The organism is Pseudazoarcus sp. NS36 (assembly GCF_059703705.1).
Window position 1 is genome coordinate 191,405 of the sequence record NZ_BAAKJA010000006.1, and the last position, 21,220, is coordinate 212,624.

The window sequence follows — 21,220 nt, forward strand, 5'->3', positions numbered from 1 at the left end:
GCGGAGAAACAAGAATGGACATGGGTGAAATCGGTCGGATCGGCGGTGGCGACAAGCGTGTTGCGGTGATCGGCTCCGGCATTGCCGGGCTGACCTCGGCCTGGCTGTTGTCGCGCAAGGCACAGGTCACGCTGTTCGAGGCAGGCAGTTACTTCGGCGGCCATACCAACACCGTTGATGTCGAGGTGGACGGCAAGCGCTTTGGCGTTGATACCGGCTTTCTGGTGTTCAACGAGCGCACTTATCCGAACCTGTGCGCGCTGTTCCGTCTGCTCGATGTTCCGGTGGCGCGCTCGGACATGTCCTTCAGCGTGAGCATGCGTTCGCCCGATCTCGAATGGGCGGGCTCCGATCTAGGGACGGTATTCGCGCAACGGCGCAATCTGCTGCGTCCCGCGATGTGGCGCATGCTGGCCGACATCATGCGTTTCAATCGCACGGCGACGGCCATGGCCGCCAACGGCACAGCTCCCGACATGTCGCTTGGCGAGTATCTGGACGCTCAGCGCTACAGCCAGGTGTTCCGCGACTGGTATCTGCTGCCGATGGCGGCCGCGATCTGGTCCTGCCCGACGCAGGCAATGCTGGCCTATCCCTTGGCCACTTTCGTGCGCTTCTGTCACAACCACGGACTGGTGCAGGTGCTGGATCGCCCGCAGTGGATGACGGTGCGCGGCGGCGCACGCGAGTACGTTCAGCGCATGCTGCCGGCGATTGCCGATGCGCGATTGAATGCACCGGTCGAGCGTGTAACGCGCGACCAAGGCGGCGTCTGGGTTCGCTCGAATGGCGCGCAGGAGCGCTTTGACGAGGTCGTATTCGCATGCCATACGGATCAGACGCTGGCCATTCTTGGTGACGGCGCCACAGCCGAAGAGCGGCGACTGCTGGGCGCCGTGCGCTATCAGCGCAACCGCGCCGTGCTGCACACCGATGCAGCGCTGCTGCCGCGCCGCCGCGCAGTGTGGTCGGCGTGGAACTACCTATCCGCTGCAGGTGGGCAGGGCGAGCAATCGGTTGCGGTCAGCTACCTGCTCAACCAGTTGCAGCCCTTGCCGTGCAGTACGCCGGTGGTGGTGTCGCTGAATCCTTTCGACGAGCCACGCGACGAGCATCGCCTGGCCGAGTTCGACTATGCGCACCCGGTGTTCGATCAGGCTGCGGTAGCTGCACAGGAAGCACTGCCGGCCATTCAGGGTGTGAACAGAAGCTGGTTTGCCGGCGCCTGGACGGGCTATGGCTTTCATGAGGACGGTCTCAAGTCTGCGCTGCGTGTCGCCGAAGCCCTGGGCGTCAGCGCGCCGTGGGTGGCTGAGACCACCCCGTTGGCGGTTGTGGCATGAGTGCGGCCTTTGATCCAAGCGTGAACTTCGGTGCGGTCATGCACGAGCGCATGAAGCCGGCACACAACCGCTTCGTCTACCGCATGGCGTGGTTGCGCTTGCCGCTGTCGCGTCTGGCCGAGTGCGATCTGCCGCTGCTGGGCATTGATCGCCGCGCCGTGTTCTCGCTGCGCTCGGCCGACCACGGCCCACGCGATGGCACTCCGCTGCTGCCCTGGGTCCGCGCACTGCTGGCGCGCGAGGGCCTGGCGCATTGCACGGGCGGAGAGGTGGTGCTGCAGACCATGCCGCGGCTGTTCGGATACGTCTTCAACCCGGTCAGCTTCTTTCACTGCCACGACGAGCAGGGGCAGCTGCGAGCGGTGCTGGCAGAGGTCAGCAACACCTTTGGTGAGCATCACAACTATCTGGTTCATCACCCCGACCTGAGTCCGATCAAGTCCGGTGATCGTCTGCGTGCCCAGAAAGTGTTCCACGTCTCGCCGTTCTTCGAGGTCGAGGGCGAATACCGCTTCAGCTTCGGTGAGCGTGACGCACTGCGCTACGTGACCATCGACTACTGGATTGATGACGAACTTCGTCTGGCCACCCGTATCGCCGGTCACGGCGAGCCGCTCACCGCAGCCATGATGCGCAAGTGGTTGCTCCGGTTTCCGCTGATGACCTTCGGCGTGATCGCCCGTATTCACTGGCAGGCAATGAGATTGTGGTGGAAGCGCGTGCCCTTCTTTCGCAAGCCCGCGCTCCCGTTTGAGGAAACGACCCGATGACTTCCAATGAACACATCATCGGTGCCGATACACGCTCGCCACCGGCCGGCATCCCGTCCGCGACGCGACTGGCGCTGGAGTTGCTCGAAGGCCTGCAGGGTGGGGCGCTGGCGGTGGAACTGCCTGACGGGCATCAGATGCGAGTCGGCCACGGCGGGCTGCTTGCGCACTGGCGTGTGCGCGATCACGCGGTGTTTGAAGCGGTGCTGGCACGTGGTGATATCGGTTTGGCCGAAGCGTGGATGGACGGGCAGTGGGAGACCGATGATCTGTCGGCCATGCTGACACTGCTGTCGTCCAATCGTGCAGTGCTCGGGCGTGCGGTGTATGGCCGCGCGCTGCGACTGATGGCCGCGCGGGCATGGCATCTGCTGCGCGCCAATACCCGACGCGGATCGCGCCGCAACATCGAGGCGCACTACGACCTCGGCAACGACTTCTACGCACTGTGGCTCGACGAGACCATGACCTACTCGGCAGCGGTGTTCGAGTCTGCAGACGAGTCTCTGGCTGACGGGCAGCGTCGCAAGTACCGCCGCATCCTCGACCGGCTCGATGCACGGCCGGGGCAGACCATTCTGGAAATCGGCTGTGGTTGGGGCGGTTTTGCCGAGATTGCCGCGACCGAATACGGTTGCCATGTGCACGGCCTGACGCTGTCCCCGGCCCAGCTCGCGTTTGCACGCGAACGTGCGCAGCAGGGCGGTTTCGAGGACCGAGCGCGCTTCGAGCTGTGCGACTACCGCGATGTGGCCGGCCAGTTCGACCACGTCGTGTCGATCGAGATGATCGAGGCCGTCGGCGAGCGCTACTGGTCGGTGTATTTCTCGCGCATTGCCGAACTGCTCAAGCCGGGCGGCCGTTGCGTGATCCAGGCCATCACCATCGCCGACGAGCTGTTTGCGCGGTATCGGCGTGGTACGGACTTCATTCAGCGCTACATCTTTCCGGGCGGCATGCTGCCGTCCCCCGTCATGGTCGGGCGACATGCCGAGGCGGCCGGCCTTGCGGCCTGCGGTGATTTCGCCTTCGGGCGTGACTACGCGCGCACGCTGGCGCGCTGGCACGCGCTGTTCAATGCCCGCGATAACGAGATTCGGGCGCAAGGTTTCCCGGAGCGTTTCATGCGCATGTGGCGCTTCTATCTCTCGTACTGCGAGGCAGGTTTTACTTCGGGGGATATCGATGTTCATCACTACGAATTCCTGCGGGTTTGAGCGCATGGGCCGTCTCGCCCGGGAGCTGGTCTTGTTGTGCGCGTGCGTGCCGATCATCGCGTCGGCATCGGGCAAGTGGTCCGCGCCTTCCGTGCTGCCCGGTGCGGCCGAGCGTTGGCAGGTGCTTGGTGATGCGCGGATGCGCTGGTTCGGCATGCGCATCTATGACGCTGCCCTGTGGGTGCCGGCGGGCGCGGGTTGGTCGCCGGACGCGACCTTTGCGCTGGAGATCCGTTACGGGCGCGCAATCAAGTCGCAACGTCTGGTCGATGTCAGCCTGGAAGAGATGCAGCGGCTGAATGTGGCGGACGAAGCCCTCGTGCAGTCCTGGCGCGCATTGCTCGAGGCGGCTTTTCCGGATGTGGAACGCGACGATGCAATCATCGGGCTGCGTCGGGCGGATGGGAGCGTGCGCTTCTTTCATCGTGGCGAGCTGACCGTCGAGATCGACGATCCCCGCTTTGCAGAGGCCTTCTTCGCAATCTGGCTGGACGAGCGCACCCGTGAGCCGGACATGCGGCAGAGCCTGCTCGGTCTGGCCGATGAACGCTGAGTTGCCGTTTTCCGCCACCCAGGCGCTGCCGCTGCGTCGGGTTGTCGCCTATGGGGCGCTCGGCTTGCCGCTGGCTTTCGCCGCCTTGCCGATCTATGTGCATGCCCCGCAGCTCTATGCGGGGGAGGTCGGGCTGTCGCTGGCCGCCGTTGGCACAGTGCTGTTGCTGGCGCGTGCCGTTGATGCGGTCACCGACCCCTTGATCGGCGCGCTGAGTGATCGCCATGCCCATCGTCGGCTGTTGATCTTGCTGGCCTTGCCCATGTTGGTCCTGGGCATGATTGCCCTGCTCTCCCCGCCACAGGGCGCGGGTGCTGGTTGGCTGGCGGCCGCGATCATTGCAGTTACGCTGGGTTTCTCTTTGGCCACCATCAACTACAACGCCTGGGGCGCCGAAGCGGCCGAGGTGCCGGCCGATCGCACTCGGCTGGTGGCGGCCCGGGAGGCCTGTGCGTTGCTCGGGGTGGTGCTGGCGGCGGCCTTGCCGACCGTGTTGGCGCAAGACAGCGCGACCGGCCTGCAACGTCTGCTGTGGGTATTCGTGCCGGTTCTGGCGCTGTGCGCGGGGCTGACCCTGCTGCTGGCGCCGCGACCGGATGCCGTTTCGAACCGCTCTGCGCCCGTGCTGCGGGACTTGCTTGCCGCATTGCGCCACCGGCCCTTCGCCGCCTTGCTCGGAGTGTTTGCGGCAAGCGGAATCGCTGCGGCGATTCCTGCCTCGACGGTGCTGTTCTTTGTTGCCGACGTGCTGGGCGCCGAGCGCCTGGCGGGGGGCTTTCTGGTCCTGTACTTCCTCGCGGGAGCAGCGGGTCTGCCGCTCTGGGTGCGCATTGCCCGACGCGTTGGCAAGCTCAGCGCATGGTTCGCGTCAATGCTGCTGTCGGTGCTGGTGTTTGCCTGGGCGGCATCGCTGGGGAGCGGCGATCTGCTGGCCTATGGGCTGATCTGCGTGTTGTCGGGTTTTGCGCTGGGCGCGGATCTGGCTCTGCCGCCGGCAATGCTGGCCGACCTGCTGGCCCGCGATTTCGGGCATGGGCCGTCGCGGGCCGGGGCCTGGTTCGGGTGGTGGAACTTCGTCACCAAGGCGAATCTGGCGATTGCGGCCGGTGTTTCGTTGCCGCTGCTCGGCTGGCTGGGCTACGCGCCGGGCGTCGGGCAGGGCGAGTCATTGTTCGCACTCGCGCTGGTGTATGCCGGCTTGCCCTGCGTGGCCAAGCTGGCGGCGGCGGCCTTGCTTTGGCGGCTCAGATATCAACTCGATTTTGAAGGACGACTGCGATGAAGAAACTCCTGTGCATGCTGGCCGGCATGATCGGCTTGGCCGGTTGCGGTTCGGTTGACGTGCAGCGTTACGCGGCGGAAGAGCCGGTGCTCGATTTGCGCGATTATTTCAACGGTACGCTCGATGCCCATGGCATTTTTCAGGATCGTTCGGGTGAAGTCGTGAAGCGCTTCCACGTGCTGATCGAGGCGAGCTGGGAGGGCAACGTCGGCACGCTCGACGAGCATTTCACCTATTCCGACGGCACGACCCAGCGTCGCGTGTGGACGGTGACGCGACACGACGCAGGCCGCTACACCGGCACGGCCGGCGATGTGGTCGGCGAGGCACTCGGAGAGGCGGCCGGCAATGCTCTGCGCTGGCGTTACGTTCTGGCCTTGCCGGTGGGTGACAAGGTGTACAACGTCGATTTCGACGACTGGATGTTCCTGATGGACAAGCGGGTGATGCTGAACCGCTCGGTGATGAGCAAGTTCGGCGTGCGTCTGGGCGAAGTCACGCTGTCGTTCTACAAGCGGGATTCGTGATGTCGCTGAACCGTCCGATTCGCGACTGGAACGGCCGCCGGGTGTGGATCGTCGGTGCGTCGAGCGGTATCGGTGCTGCGCTGGCCGAGGCGCTTGCGACGCAAGGCGCGCGTCTGGCACTGTCGGCCCGTACGCGGGTGGCGCTCGACGAGGTCGCCGAGCGCTGTGGCGGGGCGCTGGTCGTGCCCATGGATGTCACCGTCAGCGCGGATCACGCTCGTGCTGCGGCCGAAGTCTTGCGTGCATTCGGCGAAATTGATCTGGCAATCTTCAATGCCGGGACCTATACGCCGATGCGTGCCTGGGAGCTGGATTCAGAGTCGATCCGCAAGACGGTCGACACCAATCTCATCGGCGTCATGGAAGGCGTGGCGGCCGTGACTGGCAGCATGCTTGAGCGTGGCGAAGGGGCTATTGCCCTGGTCGGCAGCGTGGCGGGCTATGGCGGTTTGCCGAAAGCGGCCGCCTATGGCCCGACCAAGGCGGCGCTGATCAATTTCGCCGAAGTGCTGTACCTGGATCTGGCACCACGCGGAGTGAACGTGTTCGTGGTGAATCCGGGTTTCGTCGAAACACCGCTGACGGCGAACAACGATTTCCACATGCCGGCCCTGATTCCTTCCGCTGAGGCGGCCCGGCGCATCATTTCGGGCTTTGCCCGGGGTGGCTTCGAAATACATTTCCCGCGCCGCTTCACGCTGGTGCTGAAGTTGCTCTCGCTGCTGCCGCGCAGGTTTTACTTTCCTCTCATACGGAAGATCACCGGCCTATGAATGACGCGCTTGACCGCCTCGTGAACTTTTACGAGAACCTGCGGCCCGAGTCGCTCGATGAGCTGCGGGCGCTGTATGCACCCGATGCCCGCTTCAAGGATCCGTTCAACGATGTCGTTGGCCATGAGGCCATCACGCGCATCTTCGAGCACATGTTCGCCAATCTTGAATCGCCGCGCTTCGTGGTCACGGCCCGGATGGGTGCCGACCGCCGTGCGGCGCTGGAATGGACCTTCTGCTTCGCCATGTCCGGGCGCAGTTTCGAAGTGCATGGCGCGAGCGTGCTGCTCTTCGGAAATGACGATCAGGTGATCATGCATCGCGACTACTGGGATCCGGCCGAGGAACTTTATGCCCGGCTGCCAGGTGTTGGAGTCGTCTTCCGCTGGTTACGGCGTCGTATGTCTGCAACGTCCTCTTGACGGTAGCCAGATCCGCTCTGGTGGCTGATTTCGGAAGTTCGTGACGAGGTGCACGACTTTTGATCTGGATCATTGAAGGCGCTGGAAAAATCGCCTTGCCGCGCTGAAAGTGCTTGTGGCACACTCCGGCACGGCATACGGAAAAGCGCGCCAATACAAGATTTCGAACGAAACAGGGTGCGCAGCCAGTCCATCGCGTCAGGAAGTCGGGGAACGGCCTGGAAAGACGGAAAGTGGGTTAGGGGTCGTGCTTCGGTAGTACTTCTTTGTGATCCGCCCGCCGTATAGGCGACGAATCACACGCAACGGAACAGCGGTTTCCGTGCAATGCGTTGATGTCTACACGGGGGAATTGGGGCATGAGTCTTTTCGGTCGCCTTGCAGCGTCGGGCCTTATGCTTGTAGCGGCGCAATCTGCGCTGGCTCAGGCGAAATACAATCTTCAGGAACCGGTCACACCGGTTGCGACGCAGATCTACGATCTGCACACCCTGATGCTGATCATCTGTCTAGTGATCTTCATCCTGGTGTTTGGCGTGATGTTCTATTCGATCTTCGCGCACCGCAAATCCAAAGGCGCCGTCGCGGCGCATTTTCACGAGAACACCACGGTCGAAGTACTCTGGACCATCATTCCGGTGTTCATCCTCGTCGGCATGGCCTGGCCGGCGACCAAAACCATCATCGACATGCGTGACGCGTCTGCTGCAGACATCACGATCAAGGCGACTGGCTACCAGTGGAAGTGGGGCTATGACTATGTCGTCGGTGAGGGTGAGGGCATCAGCTTCGTGTCCACGCTGACCACCCCGCGTAGCCAGATCGAGAACCGTGAGGCCAAGGGCGACAACTACCTGCTTGAAGTCGATCATCCGGTGGTTGTCCCGGTCGGCAAGAAGGTGCGCGTGCTGCTTGCGGCCAACGACGTGATCCACGCATGGTGGGTGCCGGCCCTGGGCGTCAAGCAGGATGCTGTGCCGGGCTTCATTCGTGACGCCTGGTTCCGCGCAGACAAGGAAGGCGTGTATCGCGGCGTCTGTGCCGAACTGTGCGGGCGTGATCACGCTTTCATGCCGATCGAAGTGCATGTGGTGTCCGAGCAAGCCTATTCCGAATGGGTTGCCTCCAGGCAGTCCGTCGAGGTGGCTTCAAGCGACAGCAGCGCAGTTGCCGAGGTTGTGGCGTCGGCTCCGGAATCGCCTGCTACGGCAGAAGCGCCGGCAGCGGAGACTGCACCGGCCGCAGCGGCAGCGGCGCCTCAGGTTGCCGACGGCAGTCAGCTTTACGCCACCAACTGCGCAGCCTGTCATCAGCCTAACGGGAATGGTCTCCCGCCGGCCTTCCCCGCACTGGCGGGTTCCGCGGTGGTTGTCGGAGATGCTGCCGGCCTTATCGAGGTGCTTCTGAAAGGGCGGCCTGGTACTGCGATGGCACCCTTCGGGCGTCTCGCGGATGCCGAGATCGCAGCCATCGCGACCCACGTGCGCAGCAGCTGGGGTAACGACGCAGGCGCCGTTACCGCGGATGCCGTTGCCGCAGCGCGATAGGGCTGACTTGCCCAGCTTCGAGCGAGCGCGTCGCACAGTCACGACGCGCCGCACCTGATCCAGAATTCGACAGCTCAATCCCGGCCGGACCAAGACCGGCGGGGTCAAGAGAAGGAGGCAGCATGGCGGCGGTTACCCCAGAGCACGCGGACGATCACCATCACGATCATCACGGCCCGACCGGGCTGATGCGGTGGATCACGACCACCAACCACAAGGACATCGGCACGATGTACCTGATCTTCAGCTTCGTCATGTTCCTCGCGGGGGGCGTGATGGCGCTGACGATCCGGGCCGAATTGTTCCAGCCCGGCCTGCAGGTCGTGGCGCCCGAGTTCTTCAACCAGCTCACCACGCTGCATGGTCTGGTGATGGTGTTCGGCGCGATCATGCCGGCCTTCGTCGGCTTCGCGAACTGGCAGATCCCGCTGATGATCGGCGCCAGCGACATGGCCTTCGCGCGCATGAACAACTGGAGCTTCTGGCTCCTGCCGCCGGCGGCGCTGCTGCTGATCGGCTCGTTCTTCGTGCCGGGCGGCGCCACCGCCGCAGGCTGGACGCTGTATCCGCCGCTGTCGATCCAGATGGGCATGGGCATGGACATGGCGATCTTCGCGGTCCACATCATGGGCATCAGCTCGATCATGGGCGCGATCAACATCGTCGTGACGGTGCTCAACATGCGCGCACCGGGCATGACCATGATGAAGCTGCCGCTGTTCGCCTGGACCTGGCTGATCACGGCGTACCTGCTGATTGCGGTGATGCCGGTACTGGCCGGGGCGGTAACCATGCTGCTGACCGACCGTCACTTCGGCACCAGTTTCTTCAGCGCGGTAGGCGGCGGTGATCCGGTGCTGTATCAGCACATCTTCTGGTTCTTCGGGCACCCAGAGGTCTACATCATGATCCTGCCGGCTTTCGGCATCGTCAGCGCGATCATCCCGACCTTTGCCCGCAAGCCGTTGTTTGGCTACGCATCGATGGTCTATGCGACCTCGTCGATCGCGATCCTGTCCTTCATCGTGTGGGCGCACCACATGTTCACGACGGGTATGCCGACAGTGGGGCAGGTGTACTTCATGTACGCCACGATGCTGATCGCGGTTCCGACCGGGGTGAAGGTGTTCAACTGGATCGCCACGATGTGGCGCGGTTCGATGACCTTCGAGACGCCGATGCTGTGGTCGGTCGGCTTCATCTTCGTGTTCACGATGGGGGGCTTCACCGGACTGATCTGCGCGATCGCACCGGTGGATATCCAGATCCATGACACCTACTACATCGTGGCGCACTTCCACTATGTGTTGGTGGCCGGCAGTCTGTTCGCCCTGTTTGCCGGGGCCTATTACTGGCTGCCGAAGTGGACCGGCCGCATGCCTGACGAGCGCATCGGCAAGGTGCACTTCTGGGCGTCGCTGATCTTCTTCAACATCACCTTCTTCCCGATGCACTTCCTTGGCTTGGCCGGCATGCCGCGCCGGGTCCCGGACTATGCGCTGCAGTTTGCTGACTTCAACATGCTTGCCTCGATCGGCGCCTTTGGTTTTGGCCTGAGCCAGTTGATCTTCCTGTGGGTGGTCATCAAGGCAGCCAGTGGTGGTGGTGAGAAGGCCGGAGCCAAGGCCTGGGAAAGTGCAGATGGCCTGGAGTGGACCGTTCCGTCGCCCGCTCCGCATCACACCTTCGAGGAACCGCCGCTCGTCAAGTGATGCATGGGGACCCCCGGGCGGTGCTGCCGCTCGGGAGGCCTGGAACAGAAGTCTTGCAGGATGCACGCATGAGTGACGATAGAAGGGCGAAGAACCTCCGATTGGGACTGCTGCTGGCAGCGGTTGCGGTGTTCTTCTTTATGTACGCACTGTTCAAGTTCAGGTTGGCGTGATGCTTGATCGCGTCCGCGAGAATCGCAGCATGTTGCGGCGGCTGTTGCTGGCAACGGTCGTGATGTTCGGTTTCGGATTCCTGCTCGTGCCGTTCTACGAGAAGATCTGCGACGTTACCGGCATCAACAACCTGTTGCAGGCGAACAGCGCGCCGACGAACACCCAGGTGGATCGTTCGAGGCTGGTCACCATCGAATTCGACGCAAACATCCATCAGGAACTGCCGTGGCGTTTCCGGCCGAAGCAGAATGTACTCAAGGTGCATCCTGGCGAGCTGGTCACAGTTGAGTATGAAGTTTCCAATACCCGTGATCATGCGGTGACCGGTCAGGCTGTGCCCAGCTATGGTCCCCAACTGGCCGCGCGCTACTTCATGAAGATGGATTGTTTCTGTTTCACGCAACAGACCCTGAATGCCGGGGAGTCCCGCACGATGCCGGTGGCCTTCCTGATTGATCCGGAGCTCCCGGAAGACGTGAATACCATTGTTCTGTCCTATACGTTCTTCGGTGTCGCAGGCCGTTCGGTCCAGGCGCCGGCCGCGGCAGGCGGGAGTTGAAGATGGCAGGGCTGCTGCGATGAGTGATGAGCGCGCTGGCTTCTGGGCGACGATCCGGGCAGTGCTGTGGTCATTCGTCGGTATCCGCAGACGCAGCGCGTATCAGGACGACGCCCGTTCGCTGGACCCGCGGGCAGTTGTAGTCGCCGGGCTGTTCGCCGGCGCGGTTTTCGTACTCGTCATCTTGACGGTGGTGAGGCTGGTGCTCCCGGACTGAAGGGAGGGTGGAGAGAGAGAATGGCGACGGATGATCGGTCCGTTCGTCGGCAGAAGGGCTTCGTCAGAAAGCACAACAGCAGGCTGCCAGCAGTTCGCATGAGCGGTCTGCGGCATTCAACAATGGGGGGGTAGTCGATGAGTCACGCACTGGAGAAGTATTTCGTTCCCGAGCCGTCGAAGTTTCCGATCTATGGTTCGATCGCCTTGCTGCTGTTCGGTACGGGCGCAGTCAGCTGGTTGAACAAGATCAGTGCCGGTCCGGTGCTGCTCTGTCTCGGACTCGCAATTCTGGTCTACATGCTTTTCGGCTGGTTCGGTACCGTCATCCGCGAGTCCCAGTCGGGTAAATACAGCAAGCAGGTGGATCGCTCCTTCCGCTGGTCGATGGGCTGGTTCATTTTTTCCGAAGTGATGTTCTTCGCAGCCTTCTTCGGTGCCCTGTTCTATGCGCGCGTGCTGAGTGTCCCCTGGCTGGGCTCAGGTGAGAATGAAGCGTTGCTGTGGCAGGGTTTCGATGCCGCGTGGCCGACCGACGGCCCGAATCCGCACGCTGAAGGCTTCACGCCGATGGGCGCCTGGGGCATCCCGGCGATGAATACGCTGATTCTGCTCACCTCCGGTGTGACCCTGACCTGGGCCCACCATGGCCTGCTTAAGAACAAGCGCAGCCAGCTCAAGACCGGCCTGCTGCTGACCATCCTGCTCGGCGCGATCTTCATGGGCTTCCAGGTCTACGAGTATGTGCATGCCCATGCCGACCTGAACCTGCGCATGTCGAGCGGCATCTACGGCTCGACCTTCTACCTGCTGACCGGCTTTCACGGGCTGCACGTGACGATTGGCGCGATCATGCTGCTGGTGATGTACTTCCGCTCCGCTGCCGGTCATTTCACGCCCGACAACCATTTCGCCTTCGAGGCCGCGGCCTGGTATTGGCACTTTGTCGATGTGGTGTGGCTGGGGCTGTTTGTGGTGGTGTACTGGCTATAGACGGGTAGTAATCAGCCCTGATGCGAATCCCCCCATAAGCATCAGGAACAGGGCCAGGGAAAGGCCCACGCGCAGCGCCAGCGCTTTGACGGTGCGAGTGCCTTTCCCCTTGTCCTGCATCAGAAAGTACAGGGCAGACCCGAGACTGGCCACGATCAGCACCAGGAACAGAATGACGATGAATTTCATGGGTGAGGTCCTTGCAGCGACGGGTTTCGGAAGGCTTCCCCGGATTGTCGCGCGAAGCAGAGTTTTTTTGGGACTTCCAGCGGCCGCCTGATGCGTTTTCTTGACCGGATTCATCCAGTCCCACTGATTGCGGGCGTGGCCGTTGCCGTGGTTGCCGTGCAACTGGGCAACTGGCAGCTTCGCCGCGCAGAGCAGAAACGCGAGATCGGCGCTCGTATTGCGCAATTCTCCGAGTCGCAAGCCGAGCGCCTGCCGACCGTAAAGGGGGCGGCACCTCAGGAATGGTCACGCGTGAGCCTGGTCGGCGAGTGGCTTGCCGAAGCGGTGATGTATCACGACAACCGCGTGTATGAGCGACGCCCGGGGTATCACGTGCTGATGCCTTTGCGATTGCAGGACGGCTCGGCGGTGCTGGTCAATCGTGGTTGGGTGGCTTCTGGAATGAAACGGGATGTGTTGCCAGCAGTGGCGACGCCTGCCGGCAGTGTTGCGCTGACGGGCAGGGTGGTCGTGCCGGAACATGAGCCGTTCTCCCTGGGCTCCGATCCGCGAGACGGAGCAAGGTGGCAGTTTGTCGACCCCGCCGCGTATGGCGAGTGGTCCGGAGTGCCTGTCGCGTCATGGGTGGTGCAGCAAACCTCCGATGTCGGCGACGGACTCGTGCGTGACTGGCCTGTGCCGGCACTTGGAGAAGACACCCACCGTGGTTATGCGCTGCAATGGTTCTCGCTTGCCGCGCTGGCGGTTGCCCTTACCGGATTTTATGTGTTCAGGAGTTTCCGCAAGCATGCAGCGTAGCGCCAAGCTGACCCTCACCGCATTGATTGTCGTGTGCACCCTGCCGGTGGTCGCCTCATACGTGACCTACTACTTCTGGCAGCCCGACGAGACCGTCAACTACGGGCAGTTGATCGGGCCTGTCCCGCTGCCGGAAGCGCGTGCCAGCGGAGTAGGTGGAGAAGACGTCGATCTCGCCTCACTGCGCGGACGCTGGACGATGGTGTTTGCGGGCGCGGGGGCCTGTGATGCGGACTGTCAGCAAGCGCTGTACACGATGCGCCAGAGCTGGCTCGCTCAAGGGGAGGAAATGCGTCGTGTCGATCGTCTCTGGTTGTTGACCGATGCGGCCGATCCGGCGCCGCAGGCCCTTGAGGACCAGCGCGGCCTCAAGGTGGCCAGATCGGTCGACGCCTGGACGGAGCGTTTGCCGGCGGGTGAGCAGGGGCGCCATATTTACCTCATCGATCCGCTGGGCAACGTGATGATGCGCTTTCCGCCCGAGCCCGATGCGAAACGCGTCATGAAGGATCTGCAACGTCTGCTGAAGTATTCGCGTCTGTGACCATGAATTTCTATCGCAAGCTCATTCTCTTTACGCTGATTCTGACTTCGGTCGTCGTCGTCTTTGGGGCCTATGTGCGTTTGGCCGATGCCGGTCTTGGCTGTCCGGACTGGCCAGGTTGTTATGGCCAAATCACGCCGAAACATGCTTCGGAGCAGATTCTCGAAGCCCATTCGGCCAATCCGCACGGGCCGGTCAGCATGCCTAAGGCGTGGAAGGAGATGATTCACCGCTATATCGCCTCGATCGTCGGATTGCTGATCATTGCGATTGCGGCCCTGGCCTGGCGCAAGCGCAAGGACCCGGCTGCTGCTCCGGGGATATCGACGGCCTTGATCGGAATAGTGGTGTTTCAGGGAATGCTGGGGATGTGGACCGTGACCTTGCTGCTGAAACCGGCCATTGTCACGGCGCACTTGATTGGCGGCATGACTACGCTGGCGGTCCTGGCCTGGCTGTGTGCCCGCGCCTATACGCTCCCTGCAGCCCCAGTGAGTTCAGGCTTGCGCGTCTTTGCGCGCGTCTCCTTCATGCTCCTTGCGCTGCAGATCGTGCTGGGAGGGTGGGTCAGCACCAATTACGCAGCACTTGCCTGTACCGACTTTCCGACCTGCCACGGAAGCTTCTGGCCGGCGGCTGACTATTCCAATGCATTTCACGTCATTCGCGAACTTGGCATGACCGCGCAAGGCGAGTTGCTTTCACACGAGGCGCTGACGGCCATACACTGGATGCATCGCATCGGTGCGTTGGTGGCCGGGCTGGCGCTGATCGGACTAGCCCTGGCCTTGCGTGGCCTGCCTGCTACTGCGCGTTTGGGAAATCTGCTGATTGGCGCTGTGATCTTGCAGATCGTGCTCGGGATTGCCAACGTCCTCCTGAGCCTGCCTTTGCTGTTGGCTGCTGCGCATAATGCCGGGGCGGCGCTGTTGGTGGTTATCATGGTCTGCATCAACTACCGCGTCGGTCAGAGCGCGGCCGTATTCGAACAGGGGAGACATCAGGATGAGCGTGCACGACATGAGAGCTCTTTCGCTTGAACGCCTGGCCGCCGGTCGGCGGCTGCGAGCCTTCTATGTGCTGACCAAGCCGCGCGTGAACACGCTCATCGTGTTCTGCGCAATTATCGGCATGTTCCTGGCTATCCCCGCCGGGCTGCCCGATCCCGCTGTCGTACTGGCTGCGACGGTTGGTATTGCCTGTGTGGCAGGTGCTGCTGCTGCCATGAATTGCCTGCTCGAAGCTGGTGTCGATTCGCGCATGACCCGCACCCGTGCGCGTCCAAGCTCAACAGGTGAACTGTCAGGGGGTGAAACGCTGGCTTTTGGCTCCGTGCTGGGCGGGGCAGGCCTGCTGATTCTGTACCAGTGGGTCAACCCGCTGACGATGTGGCTGACGCTGGCGACCTTCGTCGGCTATGCCGTGATCTATACCGTCATGCTCAAACCGCGCACGCCTCAGAACATCGTGATTGGCGGTGCTTCAGGTGCAATGCCGCCGGTTCTGGGCTGGGCCGCTGCGACCGGTGAAGTCACCGCGGATGCCTTGATCCTGTTTCTGATCATCTTTGCATGGACGCCGCCGCACTTCTGGGCGCTGGCGCTGTACCGCACTGAAGACTACGCCCGTGCGGGCTTGCCGATGTTGCCGGTCACGCATGGGCCGGAGTACACCCGTCTGTCGGTGCTGCTCTACACGATGATTCTGTTCGGCGTAACGCTGTTGCCATTTGCAACGCGCATGAGCGGCTGGATTTACCTGCTGTCGGCCGTCGCTTTGGGGGGCGTGTTCATCGCTTACGCCTGGAAGCTCTACCGCAGCTACAGCGATACTTTGGCGCGCAAGACATTCCGCTTCTCCATCCTCTACCTGTTCCTGCTGTTCGCAGCGTTGCTGGTCGATCACTACGTGCGTTTCTGATGCCATACATGCCGTATTTCCTGCGTCTTGCCCTGTTTGTCTGTGCCGCAGTTCTGCTCGCTGCGTGTGGCGCAGAACAGAAGCCCCAGTTCCGCAATACCGACATCACCGGCGCTGACTATGCGAAGGGCTTCGAGCTGACTGATCACACCGGGCAGCGTCGTACGCTTGCGGATTTCGAGGGCAAGCTGGTCACGGTGTTCTTCGGTTTTACCCAGTGTCCGGACGTATGCCCAAGCTCCCTGGCCACCATGAGCGACGTGATGAAGTTGCTTGGCGAGGATGCGGACGGTGTACAGGTGTTGTTCATCACGGTCGATCCGGAGCGCGATACGCAGGAGCTGTTGGCCCATTACGTGCCTGCCTTTGATGCGCGCTTTGTCGGGCTGTTCGGTACGCTCGATGAAACCGCTGCAGTTGCCAAGGACTTTCGCATCTTCTACGCCAAGAGCGGCGACACCAGTGGATCGAACTACAGCATCGACCATTCCGCGGGAACATACATTTTTGACCAGAAAGGGCGCCTGCGTCTGTACGTGCGGCACGCCGAGAGTGCAGAAAGCATCGCCGCTGATCTGAAGTTGTTGCTCGCGGGAAACTGAGCAAGCAACAAAAAGAAAACCCCGGCCATGGCCGGGGTTTGAATTGGTGGAGCCGGGGGGAATTGAACCCCCGGAATCTGGCTTAACGGCGCGGGTTTCTCGCGAATGTTGACCAAAATGTTGACCGTCTTCAGTCATTTCCAGTTCGCTCCTGCGGCGTTTTGTTCCCCGTTTCGGAACCGAATAGGGCTTCTGCTCTGCCCCCGGCGCTGAGGTCTGCGGACGGCATCCAGCGGCCGTAGATTCGGCGGATCATTGCCCAGTCGGCGTGCCCCATTTGCTGCGCGACCCACATGGGGTGTTCGCCGGCCGAGAGCATCATGCTGGCGTAGGTGTGGCGGGTTTGGTAGGGCACGCGGTAGCGCACGCCGGCGCGGCGCATAGCGGGTTGCCAGAGTGTTTTGCGTATGGGTTGGTCGCCGGCCCAAGGTTCGCCGGTTCTCGGGTTGTGGAAGATGTGGGCGGCTGCCAGCAGGGTGTGGGCCTTCTGTGCTTCAAGCGCCGCGCGAGCTGGACCGAGTAGTTTGACCGTGCGGGTGCCGCTGCGAGTTTTGGTGGTCTCGACCTGCCGGCGTGAGGCTTGGGTAGTGGCGCGGCGGACTCGGATTTCGCCGCGCGCGAAGTCGATATCCTGCCACTGCAGCGCGACCAGCTCGGACGTGCGCAAGCCTGACCAGAGGGCGAACTGCACCAGGTTGCGGCCTTGATCCGGTAGCGCCGCGAGGATGGCGCGCTGTTCGTCCGGCGTGAAGGGATCTACCTCATCCTCTTCCTTGGGCGGTGCGTTGCGCGCGTAGGTCCAGCCTGCCACCGGATTGGTGTCGATCAGATCGTCGCCGACCGCATCGGCAAGGGCTGCACGCAGAACAGAGAGCACATTGGCGATGCGCTTGTTGCTTGCATCGATTGCTTCGCACATGGTTCGAGCGTTGCCTCGGCGAAAGTCCGCCAGGGGGATAGTGCCGACATGCGGGCGCAGCACGCCCTTGATGATCTTGCGGTATCCCTCGGCGGTGCTGGCCTTGATGGTCGGGGCTTTGCTCTCGCACCACTGGTCCAGGTAGTCGCCCAGCAGTGCGGCGGCGCGGTGTTCGCGGGCGGCGAACTGTGCGGCGGCTGCGCTATTGGGGAAGGTCACGGCATAGTCAAAGGTGCCGTTTTCGATGGCGTCGAGAATTGCGGCGCGGTGCAGGAACGCGCGCTTCAGGTTAGCGGGGCTGGGCTTGAGCTTGATGCGCTCCCGCCTCCGCGCGCCGGAATAGTAGAAGTCGATCTCGATTGTCGATGCCGAAGCCGCCCGAACGCCTTCGAACTGCCGCTCTCCACCCATGCGTTGTATCCCTCGATGCTGATGAGCACGCGGCCGTCCGGTGCTTTCTTCCAGACCTCGCCTTCCTGCCACACGCCGTCGCGAATCTTAGTCCGCACCGCGTCCTCGGTATACCCCGACTCCGCTTCGAACTTCGCGATGGTGACGTAGTTGACGGCTGGCATGGTGGCGTAGCCGTTACCTGGCCCGTTCCGGTAGCGGCCGGGGGTGGCTCTCGGCATAGAGCTGCACGGCCTTGTGGGCGACGTCGAGCAGCTCGGTCATCGCGGGCTCCCTGCTGATTGCATCCAGTCTGGATCTGGACGGGGTTGGAACTTCGGGGGCCAGCTGGTGAGCGGGCGCGGGGCGTGGATATCAGCGCGCGCTTGCTGTGCCGCTGCGGTCTGGTCTTCGGTGTTGCTGATGGTGGCCACGTACCGTCGGCGGCGCATGGTGCCGGTGCCGTGGATCAGGTTCGCGCGGATCATGGTGGTGAATGTGTGGTCCATGGTGCCGGCGCTGCAGCCGGGGTGATCGAGCGCGGCGATTGATTTGGCTTCTTCGGTCTTGATGCCGGCCGCGCCGGTGCTGCGGACGATGCGCAGCAGTGTGCGTTGCAGGGCGGCGATGTGAGGTTTCATGGCTGGGCGTCCTCTTCGGCAATGCAGATGCCGGTGATCTGGCAGCGGGTGCGGTCACAGCAGACGGGGCCGAATTGGCTTCGGCAGGCGAGGTGCGGCGCCGGAGGCCACGCGCGTGCTGTGTCGCCGGGGAACGATTCGTGCTCGTCAGCTGGCAGTGCATGGTCTTCCAGGCGCGTCCTGCGCCCGTACAACCGCCAGAACAGGCGCCCCAGGGAAAAGACGAGGCCGGCGAGGGCTCCAAGCGCAATGATCAGCAGGGCTTCCATGGTCAGGCTCCTGTGGCTGGTTAAAACGGCAGGTCGCCGCGACGATTCGGTCTGAGGGGCGCTCGGGGCCGGCACTCCCGACCGAGAAGCCTGCGAGAAACGTAGCGGAACAGAGACCGGGTGCTCTCCCGATGGCCGCCCGCCGGGTGTCCGAGCGTGCAGTACAGGTGAATCCAGCGCGTGCTGTTGATGATGCGGCCGCGCCAGATCACGGGTGGTTCGCATGCCGCATTAGGTGGCCAGCGCAGGAAGCGCTGGCGCGTGTGCGGGGCGAGGGGGAGAAGCCGCATCCGTTCGACGTAACGGCCCCCAGTGGAGGTGTCGAGTTGCGGGCGCTTCATGCCATCAACCCCGCCGCCTGCAGCGCAGCCTTAATGCCGCCCGCTTGGTCTGGCTTGTCCAGCGCGTCCCGTAGCAGGTTGCGGGCTGCGTTGATGGCCGCGACGTGGCTGTACTGGTTGGGCGTGCCGGGATCTTCATTGACCGCCCACAGGTGCCCGTAAGCCTCCTTCGCTGCGGCCGCGATGGGGCGGAGTGCGATTACTTCGGCCTCAGCCTCGGCGCAGGTTTTAGCCAAGCCCTCGATCATTTCGTCTGAGTGCGCAATGTCGGCAGCCTGGGCGCTCAGGGCGCTGTTGCACGCGGCCATCATCGCGCCCGCCATCGCCGCACGCATGTCCTGCAGGGGGCCCGGCAGGGTGTAGTGGCGCAGCGCAGACCCTGCGGCGCGCAGCACCGCATCCAGGTGGTGGTCGACAAGATCTTGTGCGGGCTGCGTACTCATGCCACCACCTCCGCGCTCTTCTTGGCCTTGGCGGTAGGGCTGGTGGTGGTTTTTCCCTTCCCTCCAGCCGGGCTTGCCCGGCTGCTCGATTTACTGCTTTTCGCGGTGGCCTTGGCCGGCGCGGGGGTGGCCTTGGCCTTGGGTTTTGCGGGCTTCGGGGCGGGCGCGCGCGCAGCTTTTTTCGCGGGGGGTTGGGTGGCGGGGGTTTGGGGCTCTTCGGGCGCATGAAGGGCCGGCGCCGGCGCAGCCTGTTCGGGGGTAGAAGGGGTTTTGGCGGCTTCGGCGGCAGGGGGCTGCGCTGGATCGGGGCGGAACACTTCGGCACGGATGGCTTCGGGGTCGAGGCCGTAGGCTCGGGCGGTGTCGGTCAGCGGGTTCGACATCTGGCGGTCGCCAGCCGCGCGCCAGGGCTGCTGTAGTTCGCGTAGTTCTTGCAGCAGGTTGCTGTCGAGCTGGAAGGTCAGCAGCTCGCCCAAGGTGTAGGTCGCCAGCGCTCGATCGATTGCTTCCTCGGCCTCGGCGCTGTCGCCGCCGACGTAGTTGGGGGCGTGGAAGGGCAGCATGGCTTCGTCCGTGCCGCCACTGTCTTCAAGCTGCCACAGCAGCAGGGTGCGTAGCCCGTTGGCGGGCCCGGTGATGGCCTTATGTGCTTCGACATAGGCAGCGCGGGTGCGCTCAAACAGGATCTCAAGATAGCGCGCCTCCAGTTCGCGCCACACTGCTTTTTCCTGGGCCTCGCGGGCGCGCTGCTCTTCCGCGGCGCGCAGTTGGGCGATTTCCTCGGGGGTGCGTTTGGCTGCGTTGGCCGCAGCGCGTGCGGCGAGCATGTCTTCCGAGCTGACGCATTCGTACAGCTGCCCGTCCCCGTGATATTCGATGTACGTGCGCGGCGCGTTGACCAGGTGTTCCGCCAGGCATTGCTCGTGCCGCCCGATGTGAGAGAAGCCCGCCATGTAGCACCCCGGCCCATAACGCATGATCTCGCGTGCCTGGTCACCGCGAATGACGGCGTGCCCGGCTGCGGCCAGCTGCTGGGCTTTGAGGTTGAAGTGCTCGGCGCGTTTGGTGGCGAAGCAGTCAGGGCTGGTGCAGACGCCTGCAGGGGCGTCTGCGAAGGCGTCGCGGTTGGTGCTGGTGTTGTGGGGGCAGCCGACGCAGGCGCCCGCGTCGGGGTCGAGCGTGGCGTCTTCGAGCGCCCATGGCGCTTCGGCCAGCCTGAGGGTGTAGCGGCCCTGGATGTGCTCGGCAGCCTGCCGTGCCGACATTTCGCCCTTGACCACCTCGGAGACAGCTTGCTTCTGCAAGCCGAAGGTGGGAATGCGGGCAATGAGAAGCGCCACGGATGCGCTGATCTTGCCGTCCAGCAATGCCTCGCGCCCGTGCGGTTTGAGATCGCACAGCTTGAGGCGGGCGTAGATGTAGGCCTTGGACTTGCCGACCTTCTCGGCCAGTTCGTCGGCGTCGTAGCCATGTTCATCCATCATCAGCCGGTAGCCGTCTGCCTCTTCCAGCTCGTTGACGTCGCGACGCTGCAGGTTCTCGATGATCTGGATTTCGAGCACGTCGCGGGTGCTGAGGTCTTTGACGATGACGGGGATTGCCTCCAGCCCGGCCATCTTGGAGGCGCGCCACCTGCGCTCGCCAGCGACGATCTCGAACATCACATCCGCGCCGGGGTCGCCGTAGTGGCTGTATTCGCCGTGCGGGTAGGGGCGTGCGACGATGGGCTGAATGACGCCCTTCTCCTGGATGCTGTCGGCCAGTTCGGCCAACTCGTTCTCCGGGAAGGTCTTGCGGGGGTTGGTGGGCGAGCCGGTCAGCTCGCGCAGGGGGATTTCGTGGTAACCGAATTTCATGATGGGCTCCGGCTTAGTGGAAGTTGCAGGCTTTGCAGACGAGCGAGTGGATACCGCTCTCGCTGCTGCGTTTGCCGACGAATACGGGGCGGCCGCTGACGATGCGGTAGAGCAGGTAGGTGCGGCCGGTGCGGGTGGGGCGCTCGACGATCTTGCAGTGGTGGTCTGCGGCAATGACGTGCGCCTGGCGCAGCTGTTCGCGGGGGTCACGATGGGCCAT

General features: G+C 63.2%; 25 protein-coding genes and 1 pseudogene. 18 read left to right on the forward strand and 8 right to left on the reverse strand.

The genetic code is table 11. From position 1 onward, the window contains the following. Window positions 1–14 precede the first annotated feature (14 nt). From AC6H0R_RS11205 to AC6H0R_RS11265, 13 genes are all read left to right on the forward strand, one after another. On the forward strand, window positions 15–1,343 hold the full coding sequence (locus AC6H0R_RS11205; RefSeq protein WP_497581451.1) for an NAD(P)/FAD-dependent oxidoreductase: 1,329 nt from the start codon (window positions 15–17) through the stop codon (window positions 1,341–1,343). Beyond that, window positions 1,340–2,113 carry a DUF1365 domain-containing protein gene (locus AC6H0R_RS11210; RefSeq protein WP_497581452.1) on the forward strand — a complete coding sequence of 258 codons (774 nt, stop codon included), beginning with the start codon at window positions 1,340–1,342 and terminating at the stop codon, window positions 2,111–2,113. The genes AC6H0R_RS11205 and AC6H0R_RS11210 overlap by 4 nt, the downstream gene beginning before the upstream one ends. Beyond that, entirely contained in the window at window positions 2,110–3,330 is a 1,221-nt protein-coding gene (locus tag AC6H0R_RS11215) for a class I SAM-dependent methyltransferase (RefSeq protein ID WP_497581453.1), read from the forward strand. The genes AC6H0R_RS11210 and AC6H0R_RS11215 overlap by 4 nt, the downstream gene beginning before the upstream one ends. Then, on the forward strand, window positions 3,299–3,883 hold the full coding sequence (locus AC6H0R_RS11220; protein ID WP_497581454.1) for a chalcone isomerase family protein: 585 nt from the start codon (window positions 3,299–3,301) through the stop codon (window positions 3,881–3,883). The genes AC6H0R_RS11215 and AC6H0R_RS11220 overlap by 32 nt, the downstream gene beginning before the upstream one ends. Next, entirely contained in the window at window positions 3,873–5,165 is a 1,293-nt protein-coding gene (locus AC6H0R_RS11225; RefSeq protein WP_497581455.1) for an MFS transporter, read from the forward strand. Before AC6H0R_RS11220 ends, AC6H0R_RS11225 begins: the two co-directional genes overlap by 11 nt. Next, the gene (locus tag AC6H0R_RS11230) at window positions 5,162–5,692 is read left to right on the forward strand and encodes a DUF3833 domain-containing protein (protein WP_497581456.1); all 531 of its coding nucleotides are present in this window, start codon (window positions 5,162–5,164) and stop codon (window positions 5,690–5,692) included. The genes AC6H0R_RS11225 and AC6H0R_RS11230 overlap by 4 nt, the downstream gene beginning before the upstream one ends. Further along, window positions 5,692–6,465, forward strand: a complete 774-nt coding sequence (locus AC6H0R_RS11235) for an SDR family NAD(P)-dependent oxidoreductase (RefSeq protein WP_497581457.1) — start codon at window positions 5,692–5,694, stop codon at window positions 6,463–6,465. The genes AC6H0R_RS11230 and AC6H0R_RS11235 overlap by 1 nt, the downstream gene beginning before the upstream one ends. Continuing rightward, a complete protein-coding gene (locus tag AC6H0R_RS11240; RefSeq protein WP_497581458.1) occupies window positions 6,462–6,887 on the forward strand; it encodes a nuclear transport factor 2 family protein in 426 nt (141 codons plus the stop codon). Before AC6H0R_RS11235 ends, AC6H0R_RS11240 begins: the two co-directional genes overlap by 4 nt. Window positions 6,888–7,246: 359 nt before the next feature. Further along, window positions 7,247–8,434 (forward strand): cytochrome c oxidase subunit II, encoded by a 1,188-nt coding sequence (coxB, locus tag AC6H0R_RS11245; protein WP_497581459.1) that lies wholly within the window; start codon window positions 7,247–7,249, stop codon window positions 8,432–8,434. A 122-nt stretch (window positions 8,435–8,556) separates the two neighbouring features. Continuing rightward, window positions 8,557–10,146, forward strand: a complete 1,590-nt coding sequence (ctaD, locus tag AC6H0R_RS11250; protein WP_497581460.1) for a cytochrome c oxidase subunit I — start codon at window positions 8,557–8,559, stop codon at window positions 10,144–10,146. Between the two features lie 172 nt (window positions 10,147–10,318). Continuing rightward, the gene (locus tag AC6H0R_RS11255) at window positions 10,319–10,879 is read left to right on the forward strand and encodes a cytochrome c oxidase assembly protein (protein WP_497581559.1); all 561 of its coding nucleotides are present in this window, start codon (window positions 10,319–10,321) and stop codon (window positions 10,877–10,879) included. Window positions 10,880–10,898: 19 nt separating this feature from the next. Next, window positions 10,899–11,096: a DUF2970 domain-containing protein gene (locus tag AC6H0R_RS11260; protein WP_497581461.1), complete on the forward strand. Its 198-nt coding sequence runs from the start codon at window positions 10,899–10,901 to the stop codon at window positions 11,094–11,096. Between the two features lie 137 nt (window positions 11,097–11,233). Further along, window positions 11,234–12,088, forward strand: a complete 855-nt coding sequence (locus AC6H0R_RS11265) for a cytochrome c oxidase subunit 3 (RefSeq protein WP_497581462.1) — start codon at window positions 11,234–11,236, stop codon at window positions 12,086–12,088. Here the strand turns inward: AC6H0R_RS11265 and AC6H0R_RS11270 are convergent. After that, the gene (locus AC6H0R_RS11270) at window positions 12,083–12,277 is read right to left on the reverse strand and encodes a twin transmembrane helix small protein (RefSeq protein ID WP_497581463.1); all 195 of its coding nucleotides are present in this window, start codon (window positions 12,275–12,277) and stop codon (window positions 12,083–12,085) included. The two genes, AC6H0R_RS11265 and AC6H0R_RS11270, sit on opposite strands and share 6 nt — an antisense overlap. 90 nt (window positions 12,278–12,367) lie before the next feature. On the opposite strand from AC6H0R_RS11270, the gene AC6H0R_RS11275 reads away from it, so the two are divergent. Genes AC6H0R_RS11275 through AC6H0R_RS11295 form a run of 5 tightly spaced genes read left to right on the forward strand, consistent with a single transcriptional unit; the run spans window position 12,368 to window position 16,141 of the window. Beyond that, window positions 12,368–13,075 (forward strand): SURF1 family protein, encoded by a 708-nt coding sequence (locus AC6H0R_RS11275; protein WP_497581464.1) that lies wholly within the window; start codon window positions 12,368–12,370, stop codon window positions 13,073–13,075. Next, complete coding sequence (locus AC6H0R_RS11280) at window positions 13,065–13,619, forward strand: SCO family protein (protein WP_497581465.1); 555 nt, start codon at window positions 13,065–13,067, stop codon at window positions 13,617–13,619. The genes AC6H0R_RS11275 and AC6H0R_RS11280 overlap by 11 nt, the downstream gene beginning before the upstream one ends. Before the next feature lie 2 nt (window positions 13,620–13,621). Beyond that, the gene (locus AC6H0R_RS11285; RefSeq protein ID WP_497581466.1) at window positions 13,622–14,659 is read left to right on the forward strand and encodes a COX15/CtaA family protein; all 1,038 of its coding nucleotides are present in this window, start codon (window positions 13,622–13,624) and stop codon (window positions 14,657–14,659) included. Then, on the forward strand, window positions 14,640–15,539 hold the full coding sequence (gene cyoE, locus AC6H0R_RS11290) for a heme o synthase (protein WP_497581467.1): 900 nt from the start codon (window positions 14,640–14,642) through the stop codon (window positions 15,537–15,539). Before AC6H0R_RS11285 ends, cyoE begins: the two co-directional genes overlap by 20 nt. After that, complete coding sequence (locus AC6H0R_RS11295) at window positions 15,539–16,141, forward strand: SCO family protein (protein ID WP_497581468.1); 603 nt, start codon at window positions 15,539–15,541, stop codon at window positions 16,139–16,141. The genes cyoE and AC6H0R_RS11295 overlap by 1 nt, the downstream gene beginning before the upstream one ends. Window positions 16,142–16,271: 130 nt before the next feature. On the opposite strand, the gene AC6H0R_RS11300 is transcribed toward AC6H0R_RS11295, so the two are convergent. The 7 genes and pseudogenes from AC6H0R_RS11300 to AC6H0R_RS11330 form a co-directional block, all read right to left on the reverse strand. Continuing rightward, window positions 16,272–17,471, reverse strand: a complete 1,200-nt coding sequence (locus AC6H0R_RS11300; RefSeq protein ID WP_497581469.1) for a tyrosine-type recombinase/integrase — start codon at window positions 17,469–17,471, stop codon at window positions 16,272–16,274. A gap of 47 nt (window positions 17,472–17,518) precedes the next feature. Beyond that, window positions 17,519–17,692: pseudogene (locus tag AC6H0R_RS11305) on the reverse strand (hypothetical protein); the annotation flags it as partial. A gap of 39 nt (window positions 17,693–17,731) precedes the next feature. Continuing rightward, a complete protein-coding gene (locus tag AC6H0R_RS11310; protein ID WP_497581470.1) occupies window positions 17,732–18,091 on the reverse strand; it encodes a hypothetical protein in 360 nt (119 codons plus the stop codon). After that, on the reverse strand, window positions 18,088–18,360 hold the full coding sequence (locus AC6H0R_RS11315) for a hypothetical protein (protein ID WP_497581471.1): 273 nt from the start codon (window positions 18,358–18,360) through the stop codon (window positions 18,088–18,090). The genes AC6H0R_RS11310 and AC6H0R_RS11315 overlap by 4 nt, the downstream gene beginning before the upstream one ends. Window positions 18,361–18,697: 337 nt before the next feature. Next, a complete protein-coding gene (locus tag AC6H0R_RS11320; protein ID WP_497581472.1) occupies window positions 18,698–19,144 on the reverse strand; it encodes a hypothetical protein in 447 nt (148 codons plus the stop codon). Continuing rightward, on the reverse strand, window positions 19,141–21,000 hold the full coding sequence (locus tag AC6H0R_RS11325; RefSeq protein ID WP_497581473.1) for a ParB/RepB/Spo0J family partition protein: 1,860 nt from the start codon (window positions 20,998–21,000) through the stop codon (window positions 19,141–19,143). The genes AC6H0R_RS11320 and AC6H0R_RS11325 overlap by 4 nt, the downstream gene beginning before the upstream one ends. Window positions 21,001–21,013: 13 nt before the next feature. Beyond that, window positions 21,014–21,220, reverse strand: a complete 207-nt coding sequence (locus AC6H0R_RS11330; protein ID WP_497581474.1) for a hypothetical protein — start codon at window positions 21,218–21,220, stop codon at window positions 21,014–21,016.